Annotated in this window: 14 protein-coding genes; 8 read left to right on the top strand and 6 right to left on the bottom strand. The window is 60.2% G+C overall.

The features are described 5' to 3' along the window. Positions 1 to 317: 317 nt before the first annotated feature. Positions 318 to 1,361: an endonuclease/exonuclease/phosphatase family protein gene (locus HMPREF1494_RS02795; RefSeq protein ID WP_034519309.1), complete on the bottom strand. Its 1,044-nt coding sequence runs from the start codon at positions 1,359 to 1,361 to the stop codon at positions 318 to 320. Positions 1,362 to 1,900: 539 nt separating this feature from the next. Here HMPREF1494_RS02795 and rpsP point away from each other — a divergent pair. The 5 genes from rpsP to trmD all read left to right on the top strand — a co-directional run bounded on the left by rpsP (position 1,901) and on the right by trmD (position 5,971). Then, a complete protein-coding gene (gene rpsP / locus HMPREF1494_RS02790; protein WP_003842744.1) occupies positions 1,901 to 2,350 on the top strand; it encodes a 30S ribosomal protein S16 in 450 nt (149 codons plus the stop codon). A gap of 2 nt (positions 2,351 to 2,352) precedes the next feature. Then, positions 2,353 to 2,586 carry an RNA-binding protein gene (locus HMPREF1494_RS02785; RefSeq protein WP_033489160.1) on the top strand — a complete coding sequence of 78 codons (234 nt, stop codon included), beginning with the start codon at positions 2,353 to 2,355 and terminating at the stop codon, positions 2,584 to 2,586. A 21-nt stretch (positions 2,587 to 2,607) separates the two neighbouring features. Next, a complete protein-coding gene (gene rimM / locus HMPREF1494_RS02780; RefSeq protein WP_034519336.1) occupies positions 2,608 to 3,195 on the top strand; it encodes a ribosome maturation factor RimM in 588 nt (195 codons plus the stop codon). Between the two features lie 208 nt (positions 3,196 to 3,403). Continuing rightward, positions 3,404 to 4,888, top strand: coding sequence for an aspartate ammonia-lyase (locus HMPREF1494_RS02775; RefSeq protein WP_034519303.1), 1,485 nt, complete (start codon positions 3,404 to 3,406; stop codon positions 4,886 to 4,888). A 123-nt stretch (positions 4,889 to 5,011) separates the two neighbouring features. Next, on the top strand, positions 5,012 to 5,971 hold the full coding sequence (gene trmD / locus HMPREF1494_RS02770; protein WP_012901847.1) for a tRNA (guanosine(37)-N1)-methyltransferase TrmD: 960 nt from the start codon (positions 5,012 to 5,014) through the stop codon (positions 5,969 to 5,971). 109 nt (positions 5,972 to 6,080) lie between these two features. Here the strand turns inward: trmD and rsmD are convergent, their stop codons facing one another. The 4 genes from rsmD to HMPREF1494_RS02750 all read right to left on the bottom strand — a co-directional run bounded on the left by rsmD (position 6,081) and on the right by HMPREF1494_RS02750 (position 11,802). Then, positions 6,081 to 6,668: a 16S rRNA (guanine(966)-N(2))-methyltransferase RsmD gene (rsmD, locus tag HMPREF1494_RS02765; RefSeq protein WP_034519300.1), complete on the bottom strand. Its 588-nt coding sequence runs from the start codon at positions 6,666 to 6,668 to the stop codon at positions 6,081 to 6,083. Between the two features lie 10 nt (positions 6,669 to 6,678). Then, positions 6,679 to 9,324 carry an ATP-dependent DNA helicase RecG gene (locus tag HMPREF1494_RS02760; RefSeq protein WP_034519297.1) on the bottom strand — a complete coding sequence of 882 codons (2,646 nt, stop codon included), beginning with the start codon at positions 9,322 to 9,324 and terminating at the stop codon, positions 6,679 to 6,681. Between the two features lie 126 nt (positions 9,325 to 9,450). Next, complete coding sequence (gene rpmB, locus HMPREF1494_RS02755) at positions 9,451 to 9,645, bottom strand: 50S ribosomal protein L28 (RefSeq protein WP_003837580.1); 195 nt, start codon at positions 9,643 to 9,645, stop codon at positions 9,451 to 9,453. A gap of 210 nt (positions 9,646 to 9,855) precedes the next feature. Further along, positions 9,856 to 11,802 (bottom strand): tetratricopeptide repeat protein, encoded by a 1,947-nt coding sequence (locus HMPREF1494_RS02750; RefSeq protein WP_034519293.1) that lies wholly within the window; start codon positions 11,800 to 11,802, stop codon positions 9,856 to 9,858. A 307-nt stretch (positions 11,803 to 12,109) separates the two neighbouring features. Here HMPREF1494_RS02750 and HMPREF1494_RS02745 point away from each other — a divergent pair, with 307 nt between their 5' ends. The 3 genes from HMPREF1494_RS02745 (at position 12,110) to HMPREF1494_RS02735 (ending at position 15,887) form a co-directional block, all read left to right on the top strand. After that, on the top strand, positions 12,110 to 13,402 hold the full coding sequence (locus HMPREF1494_RS02745; RefSeq protein ID WP_003842753.1) for an MFS transporter: 1,293 nt from the start codon (positions 12,110 to 12,112) through the stop codon (positions 13,400 to 13,402). A gap of 170 nt (positions 13,403 to 13,572) precedes the next feature. Next, on the top strand, positions 13,573 to 14,334 hold the full coding sequence (locus tag HMPREF1494_RS02740) for a DUF4037 domain-containing protein (RefSeq protein ID WP_231495298.1): 762 nt from the start codon (positions 13,573 to 13,575) through the stop codon (positions 14,332 to 14,334). A gap of 110 nt (positions 14,335 to 14,444) precedes the next feature. Continuing rightward, entirely contained in the window at positions 14,445 to 15,887 is a 1,443-nt protein-coding gene (locus HMPREF1494_RS02735) for an esterase/lipase family protein (RefSeq protein WP_231495297.1), read from the top strand. Between the two features lie 33 nt (positions 15,888 to 15,920). Here HMPREF1494_RS02735 and HMPREF1494_RS02730 read toward each other — a convergent pair whose 3' ends face one another. Next, a complete protein-coding gene (locus tag HMPREF1494_RS02730; protein ID WP_034519281.1) occupies positions 15,921 to 16,646 on the bottom strand; it encodes a FadR/GntR family transcriptional regulator in 726 nt (241 codons plus the stop codon). Positions 16,647 to 16,724: the final 78 nt, after the last annotated feature.

Here is a 16,724-nt window from a genome sequence, read left to right as displayed (position 1 = left end):
GCGGACCTATCCGCTATGGGGGTCGTCCGCTCACGAGCCATCCACCCCTACTGGGAACCACCCGCCTGCGGAACCACCCACCTACGGATCGGTTCACTCGCCAACAGAGGGCATCGGAAGCCAATCCGATGCCCTCTTCGCGTATGCCTTCTCATTCTCCTCAATCTACCGACGCTCATAGCACCTCACCGTCGGCAGTTTGGGAGAATATCCAATCTGCCGACACTCACGGACCATCACCGTCGGTAGATTGCGGTGCTGTCTCAATCTGCCGACGCTCAGGGTGCTGTAAGCGTCGGTAGATTGAGGATGCCGGATTATTTGAGAGTCAGGGTGGCGGCCAGCGCCAGATGATCGCTACCTTCGACGGTGAAGGACCGCACGTCGGAGGCGTCCAGCCCTGACGTGAACAATACATGGTCAAGAATGATGCGCGGCCACGGCAGCCATGAGGGGAACGTGGCACGGCGACCTTTCGCCTCGACCAACGCGGCATCCTTGAATCCCAGCCGCATTAGCTTTCTGAAACTCGGATGATCGGTACCGGAGTTCAGATCGCCCATCACCACGGTGATATCACCTTGATTCTGCGTAGTAGCGAAGGCGCCCAATCCGATAATGCCAGCAGACCAGTCGCGGCAGCCGCGCATCGGCGATTTCGGATGCGCCGACGCAAAGGTGATGCTCCGCATCGAATCAATCGGAAAGCATAGTCCCGGCACATCGGCGGCCGGAATCACCACCGTGACCGGTGAAGCATCACTTGGTTCCACACGAATCCAGACGCCGTTGAACCCGCCATTGTCCGATTCCTTCACCTCGCCCAGCTGACGATAAGGCAACAGATCGGCAAGGCCCGCCGCATCCAGCTCGGCGATCAGGTTCTCCGTAAGTTCCTGCAACGCAAGTACGGCGATGTCATATCGTTTGACGGCTTCCACAATCGCGGCAGCATTTGCACGGCCGAATCGGCAGTTCAGCGTCATCACGCGGAACTGACCATGTCGGGCGTCCTCCGCTCCAGTCTCGGTCTCCTCAGTATTGTTTTCACGCGATGTTTCACGCTTTTCCGCAAGCCTGTCGGCAATCATCTGCGCAGTGTTGTGCGTCTGCAGATTGTTGATCCAATACTGTTCCTTACGCAATAGTGATGCAAGGCAGACGCCCAGCGCAGTGCAGCCGAGAGCGATTTCATGCAGCGCGAACCCAGCAATCGAAATGGTCAGCGTCGGAATCCACATGAACGGAATCAGCGCAATCAGATACGGCAACGGTAGATGGCCGTCCCATCCGGCAGGCATTTCACCGAGCGCAATCCACACGATGCAGACCAGCAACACAATCCAAAGCGCGATAATCATCGAGGCAACTCCCTTTGCAAACCGTTCGTTGCAAGATCGAATACGTAGATTCCCCAGTGTATCCAATTTGGCTGATTCCGGAAGTCCGGACAATCAGACCCGCCCAAACACCTCACGGTTGTCCGATTCTCCAGAATCGGACAACCCGGCAAGTCGTTTCCCAATCCACCGACGCTAAAGGCACGCCACCGTCGACAGTTTGGGAAACCTCACAATCTACCGACGGCAAGGCGCTGCCAGAATCGGTAGATTGAGTGATCTTCACAATCCGCCGACACTGAGACGCTGTCACCGTCGGTAGATTGGGTGGCGCCATAATCCGCCGACGCTAAGGGCACGCCACCGTCGGTAGATTGGGAAAGCAGGAGGATTGCCGACGCGCGATGCCGGCGCGTCCAGACCCTACAGTTATAATTACCCAGTTATTCGCGCGCGCGAAGCCCTCTAACTATCGCGTGACGTGAGGAACACGTGGGTTTCGGATTCCGTGCCCCACACAGAACACGAAACACACACCCCTAGTTACAAGGAGAGCCATTTTGGCAACCAAGATTCGTCTGAAGCGCATGGGTAAGAAGTTCTACGCGTTCTACCGCGTGGTGATCATGGATTCCCGTACCAAGCGTGATGGCCGCGCCATCGAAGAGATCGGTACCTACAATCCGAACACCCAGCCTTCGACCATCAACATCAATTCCGAGCGCGCTCAGTACTGGCTCGGCGTTGGCGCCCAGCCGACCGAGCAGGTGCTGAACCTGCTGAAGATCACCGGTGACTGGCAGAAGTTCAAGGGTCTCGACGGTGCTGAGGGCACCCTGAAAACCGTTGAGGCTGGTCCGGATGCCGCCGCTCGTGTTGAGGCCGTCGAAGCCCAGGCCCAGAAGCTGAAGGCAGCAAAGTCTGAAGCTGCCGCCAAGGCCGCCGCCGAAGCCGAAGCCGCCGCCACTGAGGAAGCCCCGGCTGAAGAGCCGGCTGCGGAAGCTGAGTGATCATGCTCGCCCAGGCTGTGGAACATCTGATCAAGAACATCGTCGATTTTCCCGACGACGTTTCCGTCAAGTCCCATGAGAACGCGCGCGGCGAACTTATTCGCGTGCGCGTGAACCCGGAAGACATCGGTCGCGTCATTGGACGCAGCGGCCGCACGGCCAATGCGATCCGCACCGTGGTACAGGCGCTGTCCGACCATAAGGTGCGCGTCGACATCATGGATGTGCGCAGGTGAGATCCTAGCGTGGTGCGTGAGATGCATGTAGACGACCCTCAACAGCCTGAGCTGCTGAGGGTCTGTCGTATCGGACGTGCGCAGGGACTCAAAGGTGAAGTCACCGTGCAGATCTTTACGGACGAACCGGAATACCGATTCGCTCCCGGTGCTGTGCTGTACACGAAAGACGGCGAAGAAGAGTACGTGGTGGAACACTCCCGTACCTTCAAGAACCGTTGGATCATCAAATTCGAGGGCATCGACAATCGTGACTCGTCAGAAGCCGCCAACGGCACTGTGCTCTATGGCGAGGCCGACGATCCGGAGGAGATGCTTCAGGCCGACGAGTGGTATCCGAAAGACCTGATCGGTCTGGAGGCACGTCTTGCCGACGACAACACACTGGGGCTCGAACCCGGTATGGTAATCGGCAAGGTCGTGGATGTGATTGAGGTGGCCCAATGGCTGCTGAAAATCCGTCTCGCCAACCCGGTCAAGGATGCCGATGGCGTGGTCGTTGAGAACAGTGCGTTGGTGCCGTTCGTCGACGAGCTCGTACCGGACATCGATTTGGAGGAAGGCTATCTCACTTTGAATCCGCCAGGCGGACTCATTCCAGGACTGTAACGGCAATCCCTCAAAAAAACGGATTCCCGCCAAAGCAGATTCCCAGACGCCGCCCCCGAAGTATATTCAGCAGCATATCCCCGATATTCCATCGATTGAATCGGCTCATCCTACGGAGTATCGGGGATATATTCATCTTGTGCGATGTATTTCTTACGATTATGGTGAGCCATGGACCGGAAAACATCCGGCAACCAGGAGGAACACCATGGCACTGACACTGCATACCCCGCAGCGGCCCATCGCGCCGACCCGCAAGGCGCATCAGACCCGAATCGAACACGATTGCATCGGATCGGCCGAAATACCCGCCGAAGCCTACTGGGGCATTCACACGCTACGCGCCATCGATAATTTCCCCGTCTCCGGCATCACCGTCAGCGACCATCCGGAACTCATCCGCGCCTATGCGCAGGTCAAGCAAGCCTGCGCCCGCGCCAACGGCGAACTCAGCAATATCAACGCATATCAGGCGGCACTCATCGACAGAGCCTGCGAAGACGTGGCCTCCGGCGAGCTTAACGACCAATTCCCCATCGACGTGCTGCAAGGCGGTGCCGGCACCTCCACCAACATGAACGTGAACGAGGTAATCGCCAATCGTGCGTTGGAACTCGGCCACCACGCACGCGGCGAGTATGACATCATCCATCCCAACGACACCGTCAACAAGTCGCAATCCACCAACGACACCTATCCGGCGGCATGCCGACTCGCCCTGATCGGCGCTTCCGGCATGCTGGTCGACCGCACCAGCCAGCTCGTCGACGCCTTCCGTGCATTGTCGGAGCGCACCATGCCGATCGTCAAAATCGGCCGCACGCAACTGCAGGACGCCGTTCCAATGACCTTCGGCCAGGAGTTCGGCGGCTTCGCCTCGCAACTCGACGCCGACGCACGACTGCTGTCATCGCAACAAACGCCGCTTGCCGTAGTCAATCTTGGCGGCACCGCAATCGGCACCGGCATCTGCGCCGACGCACGTTTCCGCGAGCGTGCGATCCGGCATCTTGCGGCGCTGACCGATCTGCCGATCCGCGCGGCCGACGATTCGGTGGGAGCCACCAGCGACGTCGGCGATTTCGTCACCTTGTCCGGCGCCATCAAACGTACCGCCCTGCATTTGGGTAAGATCGCCAACGATCTGCGGCTACTGGCAAGCGGACCACGCGCAGGGTTTGAGGAGATTCATCTGCCGGCCCGTCAGGCAGGCTCGTCAATCATGCCGGGCAAGGTCAATCCGGTCATTCCGGAATGCGTGAACCAGTGCGTGTTCATGATCATGGGCATGGACGCCACCATATCCTGTGCCGCCGAAGCCGGGCAATTGCAGCTCAACGCATTCGAACCGGTAATGCTGCATGCGCTGCTGACCGGCATGCACACGCTCGCCAACGCCATGGACACGCTCCGCGAGCACTGCGTGAGCGGCATCACGGTGAACGAGCAAGCCGGCATGGATGAGGTCATGCGTTCCTCGTCACTGGCCACTGCGCTCATCGGCTATATCGGCTACGAACGGGCCATGACCATCGCGCAGGAGGCGCTCGTCAGGAACACCACCGTGCGTGAGATCGCGCAGAAGGAGAAGGTGTTGAGCCCCGAATTGCTCGATTCCATCCTCGATCCGCATAATCTGACCCACATGCATCGCATGCCGACCGGCGCCATGCATGGTTGTCTCAAGAAGTAGACATCGGATTGCCCCGGCATCCATGCTCCGATGCTCGCGGCGACGTTCACGCTTCGGGATCTTCCCGCTTCGATGACCCTTTTGGCAATCCTCTTGGCAGGCATCCCACTATTGTGGAGCAGTATGAAGATCGATATCGTGTCCGTGTTCCCGGAGTATTTCGAAGTGCTGAACCTCAGTCTTCTCGGCAAGGCGCAGGCGAAGGGCCTGGTCACCGTTCAGGCGCACAATCTGCGCGATTGGACGCACGACGTGCATCATTCCGTGGATGACACCCCGGTCGGCGGCGGCGCCGGCATGGTCATGAAACCGGAGGTGTGGAGCGAGTGCCTTGATGATTTGCTGGGACTTGCACCGGCCACGATTGCCGCGGATGCCGTCGATTGCGCTGCCGAACATGCTTGCGGCACTTGCGACGGTGAGGCATCGATTTCCACGGATGATACGACTGCCGAAGTTCCGGATGGTACCGCCGCTGATTCGCCTCGCCCGGTGCTGATCTTTCCGAATCCGTCAGCTCCCCTGTTCACGCAGCAGGATGCGACCGAGCTGAGCCACGCCGATCATCTGCTGTTCGGTTGCGGTCGTTACGAAGGCTATGATGCTCGCATTCCGCAGTATTACCGTGCGCAAGGCGTTGACGTACGCGAATATTCAATCGGCGATTATGTGCTGAATGGCGGTGAGGTGGCGGTTTCCGTCATGTTGGAAGCCATTACGCGCCTGATGCCGGGGTTCATGGGTAATCCGGCATCGATCGTAGAGGAATCCTACACCGGTGGCAATGCGTTGTTGGAGCACCGCCAGTACACGAAACCAGCCGAATGGCGTGGGCTCAAGGTGCCGGATGTGCTGCTTTCCGGCGATCATGGCAAGGTGGATCGGTTCCGTCGTGATGAGGCGTTGTCCAAGACCGACGAACTGCGCCCGGACCTGATCGAGGCTCTCGATTGCACCCAGCTCGACAAGGCTGACCGCAAAACACTGATGTCCTTGGGGTGGGAGGTTTCCGGTCCTCACCCACGCAAGCGCGAATCCCTCAATCTGCCGACGCTGACACACCCCTCACCGTCGGTGGATTGAGGATATACCCAAACTACCGACGCCCAGACACCCCTCACCGTCGGTGGATTGAGGATATACCCAAACTACCGACGCTGGCACGCCCGCCAGCGTCGGTGGATTGAGGACGTCAGAGATTACCGACGCTGGCGGGCTCGATGTAGTACACGGCGGTTTCGCCATAGTCACGGCGGTCGGCGATCGCCCAACCGTCCGGCGGAGTCGGGTCATCGGATCGTGTGGACCGTTCCAGCACGATGATGGTATCGGAGGATGTCATGTCGCCGCCCGCTAGGTCAGACAGCAACTGATTGCAGGCCTCGGTTTCGAAGATATACGGCGGATCGATGAAAATCACGTCGAACGATGCGACGGCGGCCCCTGCCGCATATTTTTCGGCACGCGCCTTGATTACACGCGCGCTCATGCCCGATTCCCATGAACGGTTGCGCTTCAATGCAGTCAGCGTACGCGCGATCAACGTTGCCGCCGGTGCGGAGGATTCCACCGCTATGAGTTCTCGCGCGCCACGACTCAACGCCTCGATGCCCAAAGCTCCCGTTCCGGCGAACAGGTCGAGTACGCGCGCATCGTCCAGCACTCCCCACGAATCCAGATGCGAGAATATCGCTTCTTTGGTCCTGTCGGTGGTCGGCCTGGTACCGGTTTTCGGCGTGGTCAGCGCCACACCCTTGAATCGTCCTGAAATAACGCGCATGGGCACAAGCCTAATTGCTGGTAAGGAAGGTTTCGTTGCCACGGGTGAAGTCGAGCACGGCACCGGCGAGCTGTACCTCTCCAAGCAGGTCGGGGTCGGCGGCCACCAACTCTTCTGCGGCGGTACGGGCGTGTTCGATGATTTTCACATCCTTGACCACGCGCAACAGCTTCAGACTCGACCGTCCGCCCGATTGGGCATCGCCCAGCACATCGCCGGCCCCGCGGAATTCCAAGTCAGCCTGGGCGATTTCCGCGCCGTCAAGCGATCCGCGAATCACTTCGAGACGTTGCGCGGCGTCACTGCCAGCCTCGGCACGTGAGATCAGGAACGCCCACGAATTGGTGCCACCTCGCCCGACGCGCCCGCGCAGCTGATGCAGCTGGGACAATCCGTACCGGTCCGCATCAAAGATCACCATGCAACTGGCCTGCGCCACATCCACGCCGACCTCGATCACAGTGGTCGCCACCAGAATCGGCGTGGCACCGGCTGCGAAATCGGCCATGACCCGCATTTTGGTCTCATCATCATCCCTGCCGGTCAATGTGGCAAAGCGAATGCCGGCGAACTGCGGCAATCCCGCCAGACGTTCCTTGATCTCGGCCACGGAATGCAATGGCGGACGCTGTGCACGCTGTTCGTCGTCCTCGCCCAGCTCATACAGTTCATCGAACGAGCGCCCCGGATCCTCATCAGGTGAGGTGTCGACTTCGGTGGAATCGGCATCGATGCGCGGGCATACCACATAGGCGCGCTCCCCTGCGTCGAGGCGGCTTCGAATCAACGCAAACATGCTGGCCATGGTATGCGCATCCGCTTCGGGCACCACGAAGGTGCGAATCGGTTTGCGTCCGCCCGGCAGTTCGGTAAGCCACGAGATGTCAAGGTCACCGAACCAGGTCATGGCGGCGGTGCGGGGAATCGGCGTGGCCGTCATGACCAGCAGGTGCGGTGCCTTGTCGGCCTTGGCATTCAGCGATTCGCGCTGTTCTACGCCGAAACGGTGCTGTTCGTCAATCACTGCCAGTGCAAGGTTCGGCGCTTGGAAAGTCTTGGAGAATGCGGCGTGCGTGGCTACGACGATGCACGGCGTGCCACTTGCCGCCACGGCGAGCACGCGCCGACGCGCCGACAGTTTCATGCCACCGGTGAGCAGCAGCACCGGAATGTCCCCGCCCGGCGGATTCCCGATGCCCGATTCCCCGGCAGCCAGTCCGCCACCTGTCGGCCCCGTACCAGCCGGTTCCCCACCAGCCGACCTTCCGCCGACTTGTGCACCGCCATCCACACCCTGATTGTGAGTAGATTGTTCGTGGGATTCCCCATATTCCGCAGTGCGTACGGCGACTCCCATACGCTGAACCATCTTGGAGATGCTCTCGTAATGCTGCTCGGCCAGCACCTGCGTCGGCGCGACGAGCACCGCCTGCAGTCCCGATCCGACGGCCTGCATCATCGCGGCAACGGCGACCACCGTCTTGCCGGAGCCCACTTCGCCTTGGAGCAGTCGTTGCATCGGATAATCGCACGCCATGTCGGCGGAGATGTCGGCGATGACCTGCCGCTGCCCGACGGTCAGGACGAACGGCAGGGATGCGATGAAATCATCCAGCAATGCGGTTTCGGAGCAGGCCGAAGCAGCCGCCTTGCGCGAGGCGTCGCGTGACTTGACGAGCGCGGTCTGGCAAATCAGCGCCTCCTCGTAGCGCAACGTATGCAATGCGGCATCACAATCCTTGGTATTCGTCGGATCATGAATCGCCATGAACGCTTCCGCACGATGCATCAGGCCTTCGGCGGCGCGCAGATGTTCCGGAACGATGTCGGGAACGGCTGCAGCGAGCGCCTCGGTCTGCGCGGCGCGGTCGATGTTCGGCTGGTCGAATTCCCCGGCTCGTCCGGATTCTACGGTTGCAACCCGTTGCGCGGCAAGGTATTCGTCACCGCGCAGCGCATCCATGTATTTCAGGATCGACTCGTGGATGTGCTCGCTGGAGATGCGCGAATTCGCATGATATACCGGTCTCGGCCGACAGACGCGGGTCAATGCTTCCTGTACCGTTTCCGCGTCGAATGTGAGATTGGATTGCGGGAGATTGGATTGCAGCGGATCGCACGCGGGCCCGTCGCCGGGCCCGTCGTTCCATTCCCCGGATTCCGCCGGCGATTGCATATCATGGTGCCTATCTGATTGCATATCCGTCGGATTGACGGTGAGCATGTCGGGATGGGTGAACTGCAGACGATCGTTGTAGACGCTCGGCTCCCCCGCGATTACCAGCAGTGCACCGTCATGCAACCTGCGTTGCACCCAGTCGACATATGATTTGCGATACGAGAAGAACACCAATGAGGCAAGCGATCCGGCGACGCGGCGGGATTGCGCGAATCGTGCATCGTCCACGGTGGCGATCAGGCGGAATCCCCGGCGGGCCATCGGGAACACGCGTACTTCCCGCACATGCGCCGCGAATGCCATCTTCTCCCCGATTTTCGCTTCGCGCAGGGCTCGCAACGGCACCGGTTCGGTCACACGGAACGGATAGTAGGTCAGCGCATCACCGATTGACACCACGCCCAATGACTTCAACGCGCCGACGCGGCGGCGATTCGTTTCGATCGAGGTAATCGGGGTTTCCAGTGTGGCGTTCATAACACTTCATTGTGTCACATACCCCATATTCGCTCCGCATCAATATGACCCCCGCAAGGGCGAACAGATAAAGCAAAACCCCGGTGGCCTTGGACCTACCGGGGTTTCAAGCTGTTATTTCGCGATTCACGCTTCAGCACGCTGAACCTTGCCAGCCTTCAAGCACTTGACGCAAACGCGAACGCGAACGTTCTCGCCGTCGATGGTGGTGCGAACCGGCTGCAGGTTCGGGCGGAAGGTGCGCTTATTGCGAATATGTGAGTGCGAAACGGTGTAACCGGTCTGCGGTCCCTTGCCGCACACTGCGCAACGAGCTGCCATAATGGACTCCCTATAATTACTATTGACTTGCAAGTCTGCGCGTTCGACGCCCGCAACTGAATGCGTGGCAGAACACACAACTTCTCAACTATACAACCAGCCCCGACCAATCGCAAACCCTACCGACATGGACCGGCAACATGAGCCGGCAACATGGACCGATGGCACGACTGCCCGATACGACCCGGCGGCACGCTCCTGCCACACGCCCTATGATTCCATCACGCCCATACGCAAACTGGCCGAAACGGAACCCATCACATCGCCTCCGACACGCGACCCCAATACCCAGACGGCATCTTGGGCGAACAGCGGGAATCCCGCATCGGTCAGCTCGATGGCCGCACGGGCCAGCACGTCCAGAACCTTCTCGCTCGGCGCCACCGGTATGCCGCCGGCGCGCATCGCGGAGCAGGCATCGTCGTACGACATCTCCGCAGAAGCCAGTCCCATCTGTTGGCTCAGCTCATATGCCTCGTCGCGGGCTGCGTTACGGAACGGGGTGCCGCCGTTGACCATCATCGTATAGCAGGCAAGCGCCTCCTGCAGACGGCCGATCTGCCACAGTGCGTATCCGAGCCGGTAGTAGAGCACTTCGCAGTCCACAGGCAGCACGGCCAGTTTGAGCGCTTCGATGAGCACATCCGCGGCCTTGCCGTATTCGTCGTTCTTGGCGTACACCTGTGCGAGTTCCTCGCGGAACCTCATGCAGGTCGGGCCGAGTTTGATGCATGTGAGTCCCTCGCTTTCGGCACGCTCCTTGCCGCCGTTGTCTTTGGCGAGCATGCCGAGGTTCTGGTGCACGTCCACCGCAGCGTCCGGCAGTTTCCAGTAACGCGTGTGTTCATCGCCTTCCAGCAACGACACCATAAGGCGGCCAGCCGAACGGCTGCAATATAGCGGAATCTCGCCGTTCGCGCCAATCTTCGCTTCGCCGGCCTCGCCCAGTTGGGTCAGTGCGACTTCAAGCTGCAGCTCCGCGACCATCGGGGAATCCTCGTTCTCCTCGACGATCGCGATCACATCGTCGGTGGAAATCGGCGACTCGTCGTGCATGACGTCCAGCTCGCAGGCACGGTCGGCGCGCAGGAACCCGCGCAACGATTCCGGAAGTTCACGCTGATCCTGCCATTCCGGTACGCGCTTCTGCAGGAACACAGCCGGCATGGTCAACGGTTCAATCTGCGTAAATCCTCGATTCGCGTCGAACTGGCCACGGTAACGCACCGGCTTGAGCAGGTTGAGCAGGGCCAGAGGATCGACGTCCAGCGACATTTCGTCGCATTGGCCGTTCTTCATGGCGGGAAGCGCGCTCATCATGAACGGCACGCGGTCGAATCCCATGGAAATCACGGGCGTACCATCCGTATTGCCGAGGCAGCCGGTCAGATCGACCTGCGTAACGCGCACTCCCGACGAAAATGCGGCCCACGCCAGCAGACCACCCAATCGCACGGCATAGGCTGAAGCGAAACCGTCCGCATGCTGGCGTTCAACCGGCATAATCGCAGGCTTCGGAACGCTGAAACGCACCACCATCACGCCGGCACGGGCGTCTTCGTCAAAACGGTAGCTCATGCGGAACGGCAGCGAGAGACTTTCGCATACGTTGGCGAAGCGAGTGCTGATGTCCCAGTCACCGCCACGCACGCCTTCGACGCCACGCATGGTACGGAACCGGTTTTCACCAGCTTGCAGCCCATCGATGATGCCGATCTTGTGCGATACATCGCTCATAAACTCCTGCGCTTTGCGCAGATAGAAGCGCTCATCGATACTGTCCGCGGACATGCCGCCCTGCACTGCGGCATGGGCCTCGTCATCGGCATAGTCAATGCGATTGAGGGCCGATTCGACCGCATGCAGCAGGTCGCATTGCTCCTGGCTCAGCTCTCCGGCGTCGAAGCGGAGCCAGAATCGTTTCGTGGTACTCAGCCGAATGGCCTCAAGATCGGATCCGGCTGCGATGTCGCGAATCCGCGCCGCACCCGCCTCGACGAGCAGACGGGCCGCGAACCGTTCGAACGGACCGGCTTGCTCGGCATTCGTGGAGCCGCGCCATATGATCATGTCGACGGCGTCCGGCAGCGGCTGGTTCACCAGCAACTGCAGCATATCCGCATTCGCATCCAAAACGTTCGGAACATCCGCGCCCATGTTCAGGCTCCTTGCAATCCGGCGGTCACAGGGCAATCATCGTCGCATAACCGTAACCTGCATCGATTCTCCGCCTGCATTCACCGGGCCTATCGGCCATCGGCGTGAGCAGGTCCTGTTACCCATCCTATCCGACGAAACGGTCCGTTCGGAGACAATCCTCACGCCCGATACCCCCGTAGTCGATGAGTACGTTCACCCGCTGTTCATCTCATGCAAGCGACAGCCCCGTGCGTCAGCCCTAAGATGAATAAGACAGACGAATAAGCCACAATGGAACTGACATTCACCCGAAAAGAGTCAGCGCATGACGTACAGCACCACTGCCGATACCACTTCGAAATCGCCGGAGGCGAATGCGAAGATGACCACCCGCGAGAAGAAATGGATCGTCTACGACGTCGGCAATTCCGCATTCGTACTGCTTTCCACAGCCGTGGTGCCGATTTATGCGAATTCGCTGCTCAAGGCCGCAGGCGAAACGAACATCGTGTCGACGTGGGGCTATGCGCAGACCATCGCATCGCTGGTCATCGCCGTGCTCATGCCGTTGCTCGGTTCCATCGCCGACGTGCAGGGCATGAAGATCAAGTTCTTTACCGGTTTCTTCCTCACCGGCGTGGTCATGTGCTGTGCGATGGCGTTGCCGCTCGGCTGGCTTGCGTTCCTTATCGTGTGTGTGCTGGCTACCATCGGACTCAACGGTTCGCTCACCTTCTATGACTCCATGCTGGTCGACACCACCACCAACGAGCGCATGGACCGCGTTTCCTCGCATGGCTACGCATGGGGCTATATCGGCTCCACCGTGCCGTTCATCGTATGCATCGCGCTCATTTTCGGTGGGCCGGGCCTGTTCGGATGGACCACTGTGGCCTGCACGCGCGCTTCGTTCGTGATCACCGCCGCCTGGTGGGTGGCGTTCACCATTCCACTGCTCACCAGCTACAGGCAGGTGCACTACCGCGCCACCGCCGACCAGACCGGCGAGGCGATCCGCCACACCTTCTCCGAATTGGCCTCCACGTTCCGCGCGATCCGCAAGAACAAGCCGTTGTGGATGTTCATGATCGCATTCTTCTTCTACATCGACGCCGTCAACACGGTCATCTCCATGAGCACCTCGTACGGCACACAGCTCGGCATCGACTCCACCCAGCTGGTCGTCGCACTGCTCGTCACGCAGTTCGTGGCGTTCCCGAGCGCCATCATCTACGGCAAACTGGCCAATCGATTCGGCGCGAAAACCATGATCACCGCGGCCGTGGTCGCCTACATGTGCATCGTGTTCTTTGCGTCGTTCCTTCTGCGTTCCGCCGTGGAATTCTGGATTCTCGCGATTCTCGTCGGCATGTTCCAAGGCGGCATCCAGGCGCTCTCCCGCTCGTATTACGGCAAGATCATCCCCAAACAGCACGCCAACGAATACTACGGCTTCTACGATATCTTCGGCAAGACGGCTTCGATCATCGGCACCTTTCTGGTGGCCACCACCACGTCGGTTACCGGCAACGCCTCGCTCGGCGTGCTCTCCATCGCGGTACTGCTGGTCGTGGCGCTCGCCTTCCTGCTCCTGCAGAAGGATCCGACCCGCGCATAGCCAAGCCACCACGAGCCGCCGCATGCCGCCGCACATGGAACGGACGGCCACGCTTCCCGTTCCATGTGCTAGGATGTCAAACGTTTGCAGCGATGACGCAAGGATGCGTCACTCAACGAAGAGGTGGAGAGAGGTAAACGATGTCATCCGTGGAGGAACTATTTGAGGCAATGCACGCATGGCCCGAAGTCGAGGCGATTGCGTTGGGCGGTTCGCGCGCAACCGGCAACGCCGACGAGAAGTCGGACTACGACGTCTACCTGTATGTGACCGCACCCGTACCGACGCAGCGCCGCAAGAAACTGCTGTCCGACTACTGCAGCCGCATGGAGATCGACAATAATTTCTGGGAGAACGAAGACAACTGCACGCTCAACGACGGCACCGACATCGACATCCTGTACCGTGACCTCGATTCCTTCATGAACGGCGTCGCCGATGTGGTCGAGCATTTTCACGCCAGCAATGGCTACACGACCTGCCTGTGGCATAACGTGATCACCAGCACGATCGTCTTTGACCGGAACGGCCGGTTCGCCGCGGCCCAACGGCGCTTCTCCGTGCCGTTCCCCGAACCGTTGCGCCGCAATATCATCGAACGCAATACGCGACTGTTGCATGGCAATCTGCCGTCGTACGATGCGCAGATCCGCAAAGCCGCGATCCGTGGTGACGAAGTCGCCGTGAACCACCGCGTGGCCGCGTTCATGGAATCCTATTTTGATGTGCTGTTCGCGTTGAACCGGCTTACACACCCCGGCGAGAAGCGCTTGGAAAAGCTCGCCTCCCGCAATTGCGCAATCCTGCCGAAGGATTTCGAAGCCAATCTGGACACGCTGTTCGGCACCATGTTCACCGACGTCGATCAGCTCAGCGGCACCTTGCAGATCATCGTCGACAATCTGCAGCGGAGCGTCGACACGAACCTGTAGGCACCGTAGTGTAGGCACCGTAGACGGACGTCCACGAACGACGCCCTGTCGGCAATCCGGTCTTGTCGGCAATCCGGTTTCGCAGGTAATCTGGATGCATGCACCACAGCATGACGACGGAGGCATCGTGGCTGGCCGTCGATACGATCATCATCGCGGCGGTCGCGAATTGCGTACTCCCGCTGGAGTCCGCCCATCTCGACGGGGCCGCGACGGCGATGAACGTTGCGGTCGCGGTCGTCCTGGCTGCGGCGGTGATCATGATTCCCGGCAATCCGACGCATCCGAAAACGTTGCGGGCGCGCAATCTGAAAATCTGCTACCGGGGAACGGCGGCGCTGAAGGCGTTCTGGTGGTCGGCCGCGTTGTCGATTGTCGTGCAGACCGTACTTGCCTTCCACCTGCTTCCTTCGGGTTGGAAGTTGTGGCTCGGCAGTGCGATCATCTGTTTTCTGGTGGAGAGCCTGCTGTTTTGGCGTGGCATGATCGCCGTGTACGTCAGTTCCGTGCAACTCGGCCTGAAGATTCGCGCCATCGGCCTGATCTGCGGCTGGATTCCGATCGCCAATCTGATCGCGCTCGTCAGGATCATTCGCACGACCGACGCGGAGGTCGTGTTCGAAGAGGCGAAGGAACGGCTTGACGCCGACCGCGAAGCCGAGCGGATCTGCGCCACGACATACCCGATCCTGCTGGTGCATGGCGTATTCTTCCGTGACTCGAACGTGCTCAACTATTGGGGGCGCATTCCCGACGAGTTGCGCAAAAACGGCGCGACCATCCACTATGGCAACCATCAGTCGGCGGCGTCCGTACGCAGTAGCGCATATGAGCTGACCGAACGCATCCGGCAGATCGTGGAACTGACTGGCTGCGGCAAGGTGCATGTGATCGCACATTCCAAAGGCGGTCTTGACATGCGCTACGCGATCGCCCGATGCGGGGCCGCGCCGTTCGTCGCCTCGCTGACCACCATCAATACGCCGCATCGCGGTTGCGGCTTCGCCGATTATCTGCTGTCGAACATTCCCGAGGCCGTGCAGCGTCAGGTGGAGGCCGCCTACAATGCCGCCGCCGCACGGCTTGGCGACCCCCAGCCGGATTTCATGGCCGCCGTACACGATCTCACGCAGGCCGGTTGTGCGAGGCTCAACGCCGAGATGCAGTCCGAATCCGCGAACCCGCCGCAGCGCAAGCAGACCGAAGCGCATGCCGATGCCGTTCGGAGCCCTATGCCGGAACCGTTGAACAACAGCCGTTTCGCGGGTATGGTGTGCCGTAGCGTCGGTTCACGCTTGAAGCATGCGACCACCGGCAAGTTCCCGTTGAATTTCACGTATCCGCTGGTCAAATGGTTCGACGGTCCGAATGACGGTCTGGTGGCCCGGTCTTCGTTCCTTTGGGGCGAGAGCTTCACATGGATTGAGCCGCAAGGCGATCGCGGCATTTCGCACGCCGACATGATCGATCTGAACCGCGAGAACATTCCTGGTTTCGACGTGCGTGAGTTCTATGTGCAACTTGTCGCCGATCTCAAACGACGGGGCCTGTGAGCGCATGCGGGAGGGCGCCCCGGCTATGCGACCCTAGAAGAATTTGAGCGCGCGGGCCACTTCGTCGACGATGTCGAGCATGGCCGTGCGGGCGCGTTCAGGCTCACCTTTGGCGATGGCATCGGCCACGGCGTCGTGCGCATCGAGCGCGGCCGGCTTCGGCTTCATCGGGTATTTGCCCAGTTCCACCCGCCCACGCAGCACGGTGGCGATGGTGCCGGCGAGCGCCGCGAACAGTTCGTTGCCGCTTTCACGCAGGATCAGACTGTGGAATTCCACGTCCAGCTCGTGGAATCGGGAGAGCCCGTCTTCGCCTTCCTCACTGGTTTCGGCGGCTTGACGCATCTGTGCCGCATAGACGGGGAATTTTGCCTTGACGTCGATGGGTGCGAGTCGGGCCGCCGAGGCGGCGGCGGCCGGTTCCACGGCCAGTCGCAGTTCGGTGAGTGAATAGAGCTGTTGTTCGCGTTGCGTGGAGTGCAGTCTCCATTCGATGACCTGACGGTTGAGTGCCTGCCACTCGCTGAACGGCCGCGCCACAAGTCCGACGCGTCTGCGTACCCATACTGCGCTTAGGGATTCGAGTGTTTTCGCGACTTCGCGCGCCACGGTTCGGGAGATGCCGAAACGGCTTTGCATGTCTTCCAGCGTCAGGCTGTCACCAGCCTGCCATATGCCGTCGAGCATTTCGATGGCCAGTGTTTGGCTTACCGAATCCTGCATCAGTTCGCCGCCTGCGTTTTCGGCGATTGCTGCCATGTCCCTCTCCTTACGCTTCCGACTTGTTCCGCATGTGTGCGGCACGCCGTGACGTCTGCATCATGACGAAGACCGCAT

This window comes from Bifidobacterium sp. MSTE12, assembly GCF_000513015.1.
GTDB classification, from domain to species: domain Bacteria; phylum Actinomycetota; class Actinomycetes; order Actinomycetales; family Bifidobacteriaceae; genus Bifidobacterium; species Bifidobacterium dentium.
This window is presented reverse-complemented; position numbering and strand designations above follow the sequence as displayed.

Excerpts from the sequence above, each read along its gene's own strand:
- HMPREF1494_RS02795 (WP_034519309.1), bottom strand. The coding sequence starts at position 1,361 with ATGATTATCGCGCTTTGGATTGTGTTGCTGGTCTGCATCGTGTGGATT.
- HMPREF1494_RS02785 (WP_033489160.1), top strand. The coding sequence starts at position 2,353 with ATGCTCGCCCAGGCTGTGGAACATCTGATCAAGAACATCGTCGATTTT.
- rimM (WP_034519336.1), top strand. The coding sequence starts at position 2,608 with ATGCATGTAGACGACCCTCAACAGCCTGAGCTGCTGAGGGTCTGTCGT.
- HMPREF1494_RS02775 (WP_034519303.1), top strand. The coding sequence starts at position 3,404 with ATGGCACTGACACTGCATACCCCGCAGCGGCCCATCGCGCCGACCCGC.
- trmD (WP_012901847.1), top strand. The coding sequence starts at position 5,012 with ATGAAGATCGATATCGTGTCCGTGTTCCCGGAGTATTTCGAAGTGCTG.
- rsmD (WP_034519300.1), bottom strand. The coding sequence starts at position 6,668 with ATGCGCGTTATTTCAGGACGATTCAAGGGTGTGGCGCTGACCACGCCG.
- HMPREF1494_RS02760 (WP_034519297.1), bottom strand. The coding sequence starts at position 9,324 with ATGAACGCCACACTGGAAACCCCGATTACCTCGATCGAAACGAATCGC.
- rpmB (WP_003837580.1), bottom strand. The coding sequence starts at position 9,645 with ATGGCAGCTCGTTGCGCAGTGTGCGGCAAGGGACCGCAGACCGGTTAC.
- HMPREF1494_RS02750 (WP_034519293.1), bottom strand. The coding sequence starts at position 11,802 with ATGGGCGCGGATGTTCCGAACGTTTTGGATGCGAATGCGGATATGCTG.
- HMPREF1494_RS02745 (WP_003842753.1), top strand. The coding sequence starts at position 12,110 with ATGACGTACAGCACCACTGCCGATACCACTTCGAAATCGCCGGAGGCG.
- HMPREF1494_RS02740 (WP_231495298.1), top strand. The coding sequence starts at position 13,573 with ATGCACGCATGGCCCGAAGTCGAGGCGATTGCGTTGGGCGGTTCGCGC.
- HMPREF1494_RS02735 (WP_231495297.1), top strand. The coding sequence starts at position 14,445 with ATGACGACGGAGGCATCGTGGCTGGCCGTCGATACGATCATCATCGCG.
- HMPREF1494_RS02730 (WP_034519281.1), bottom strand. The coding sequence starts at position 16,646 with ATGGCAGCAATCGCCGAAAACGCAGGCGGCGAACTGATGCAGGATTCG.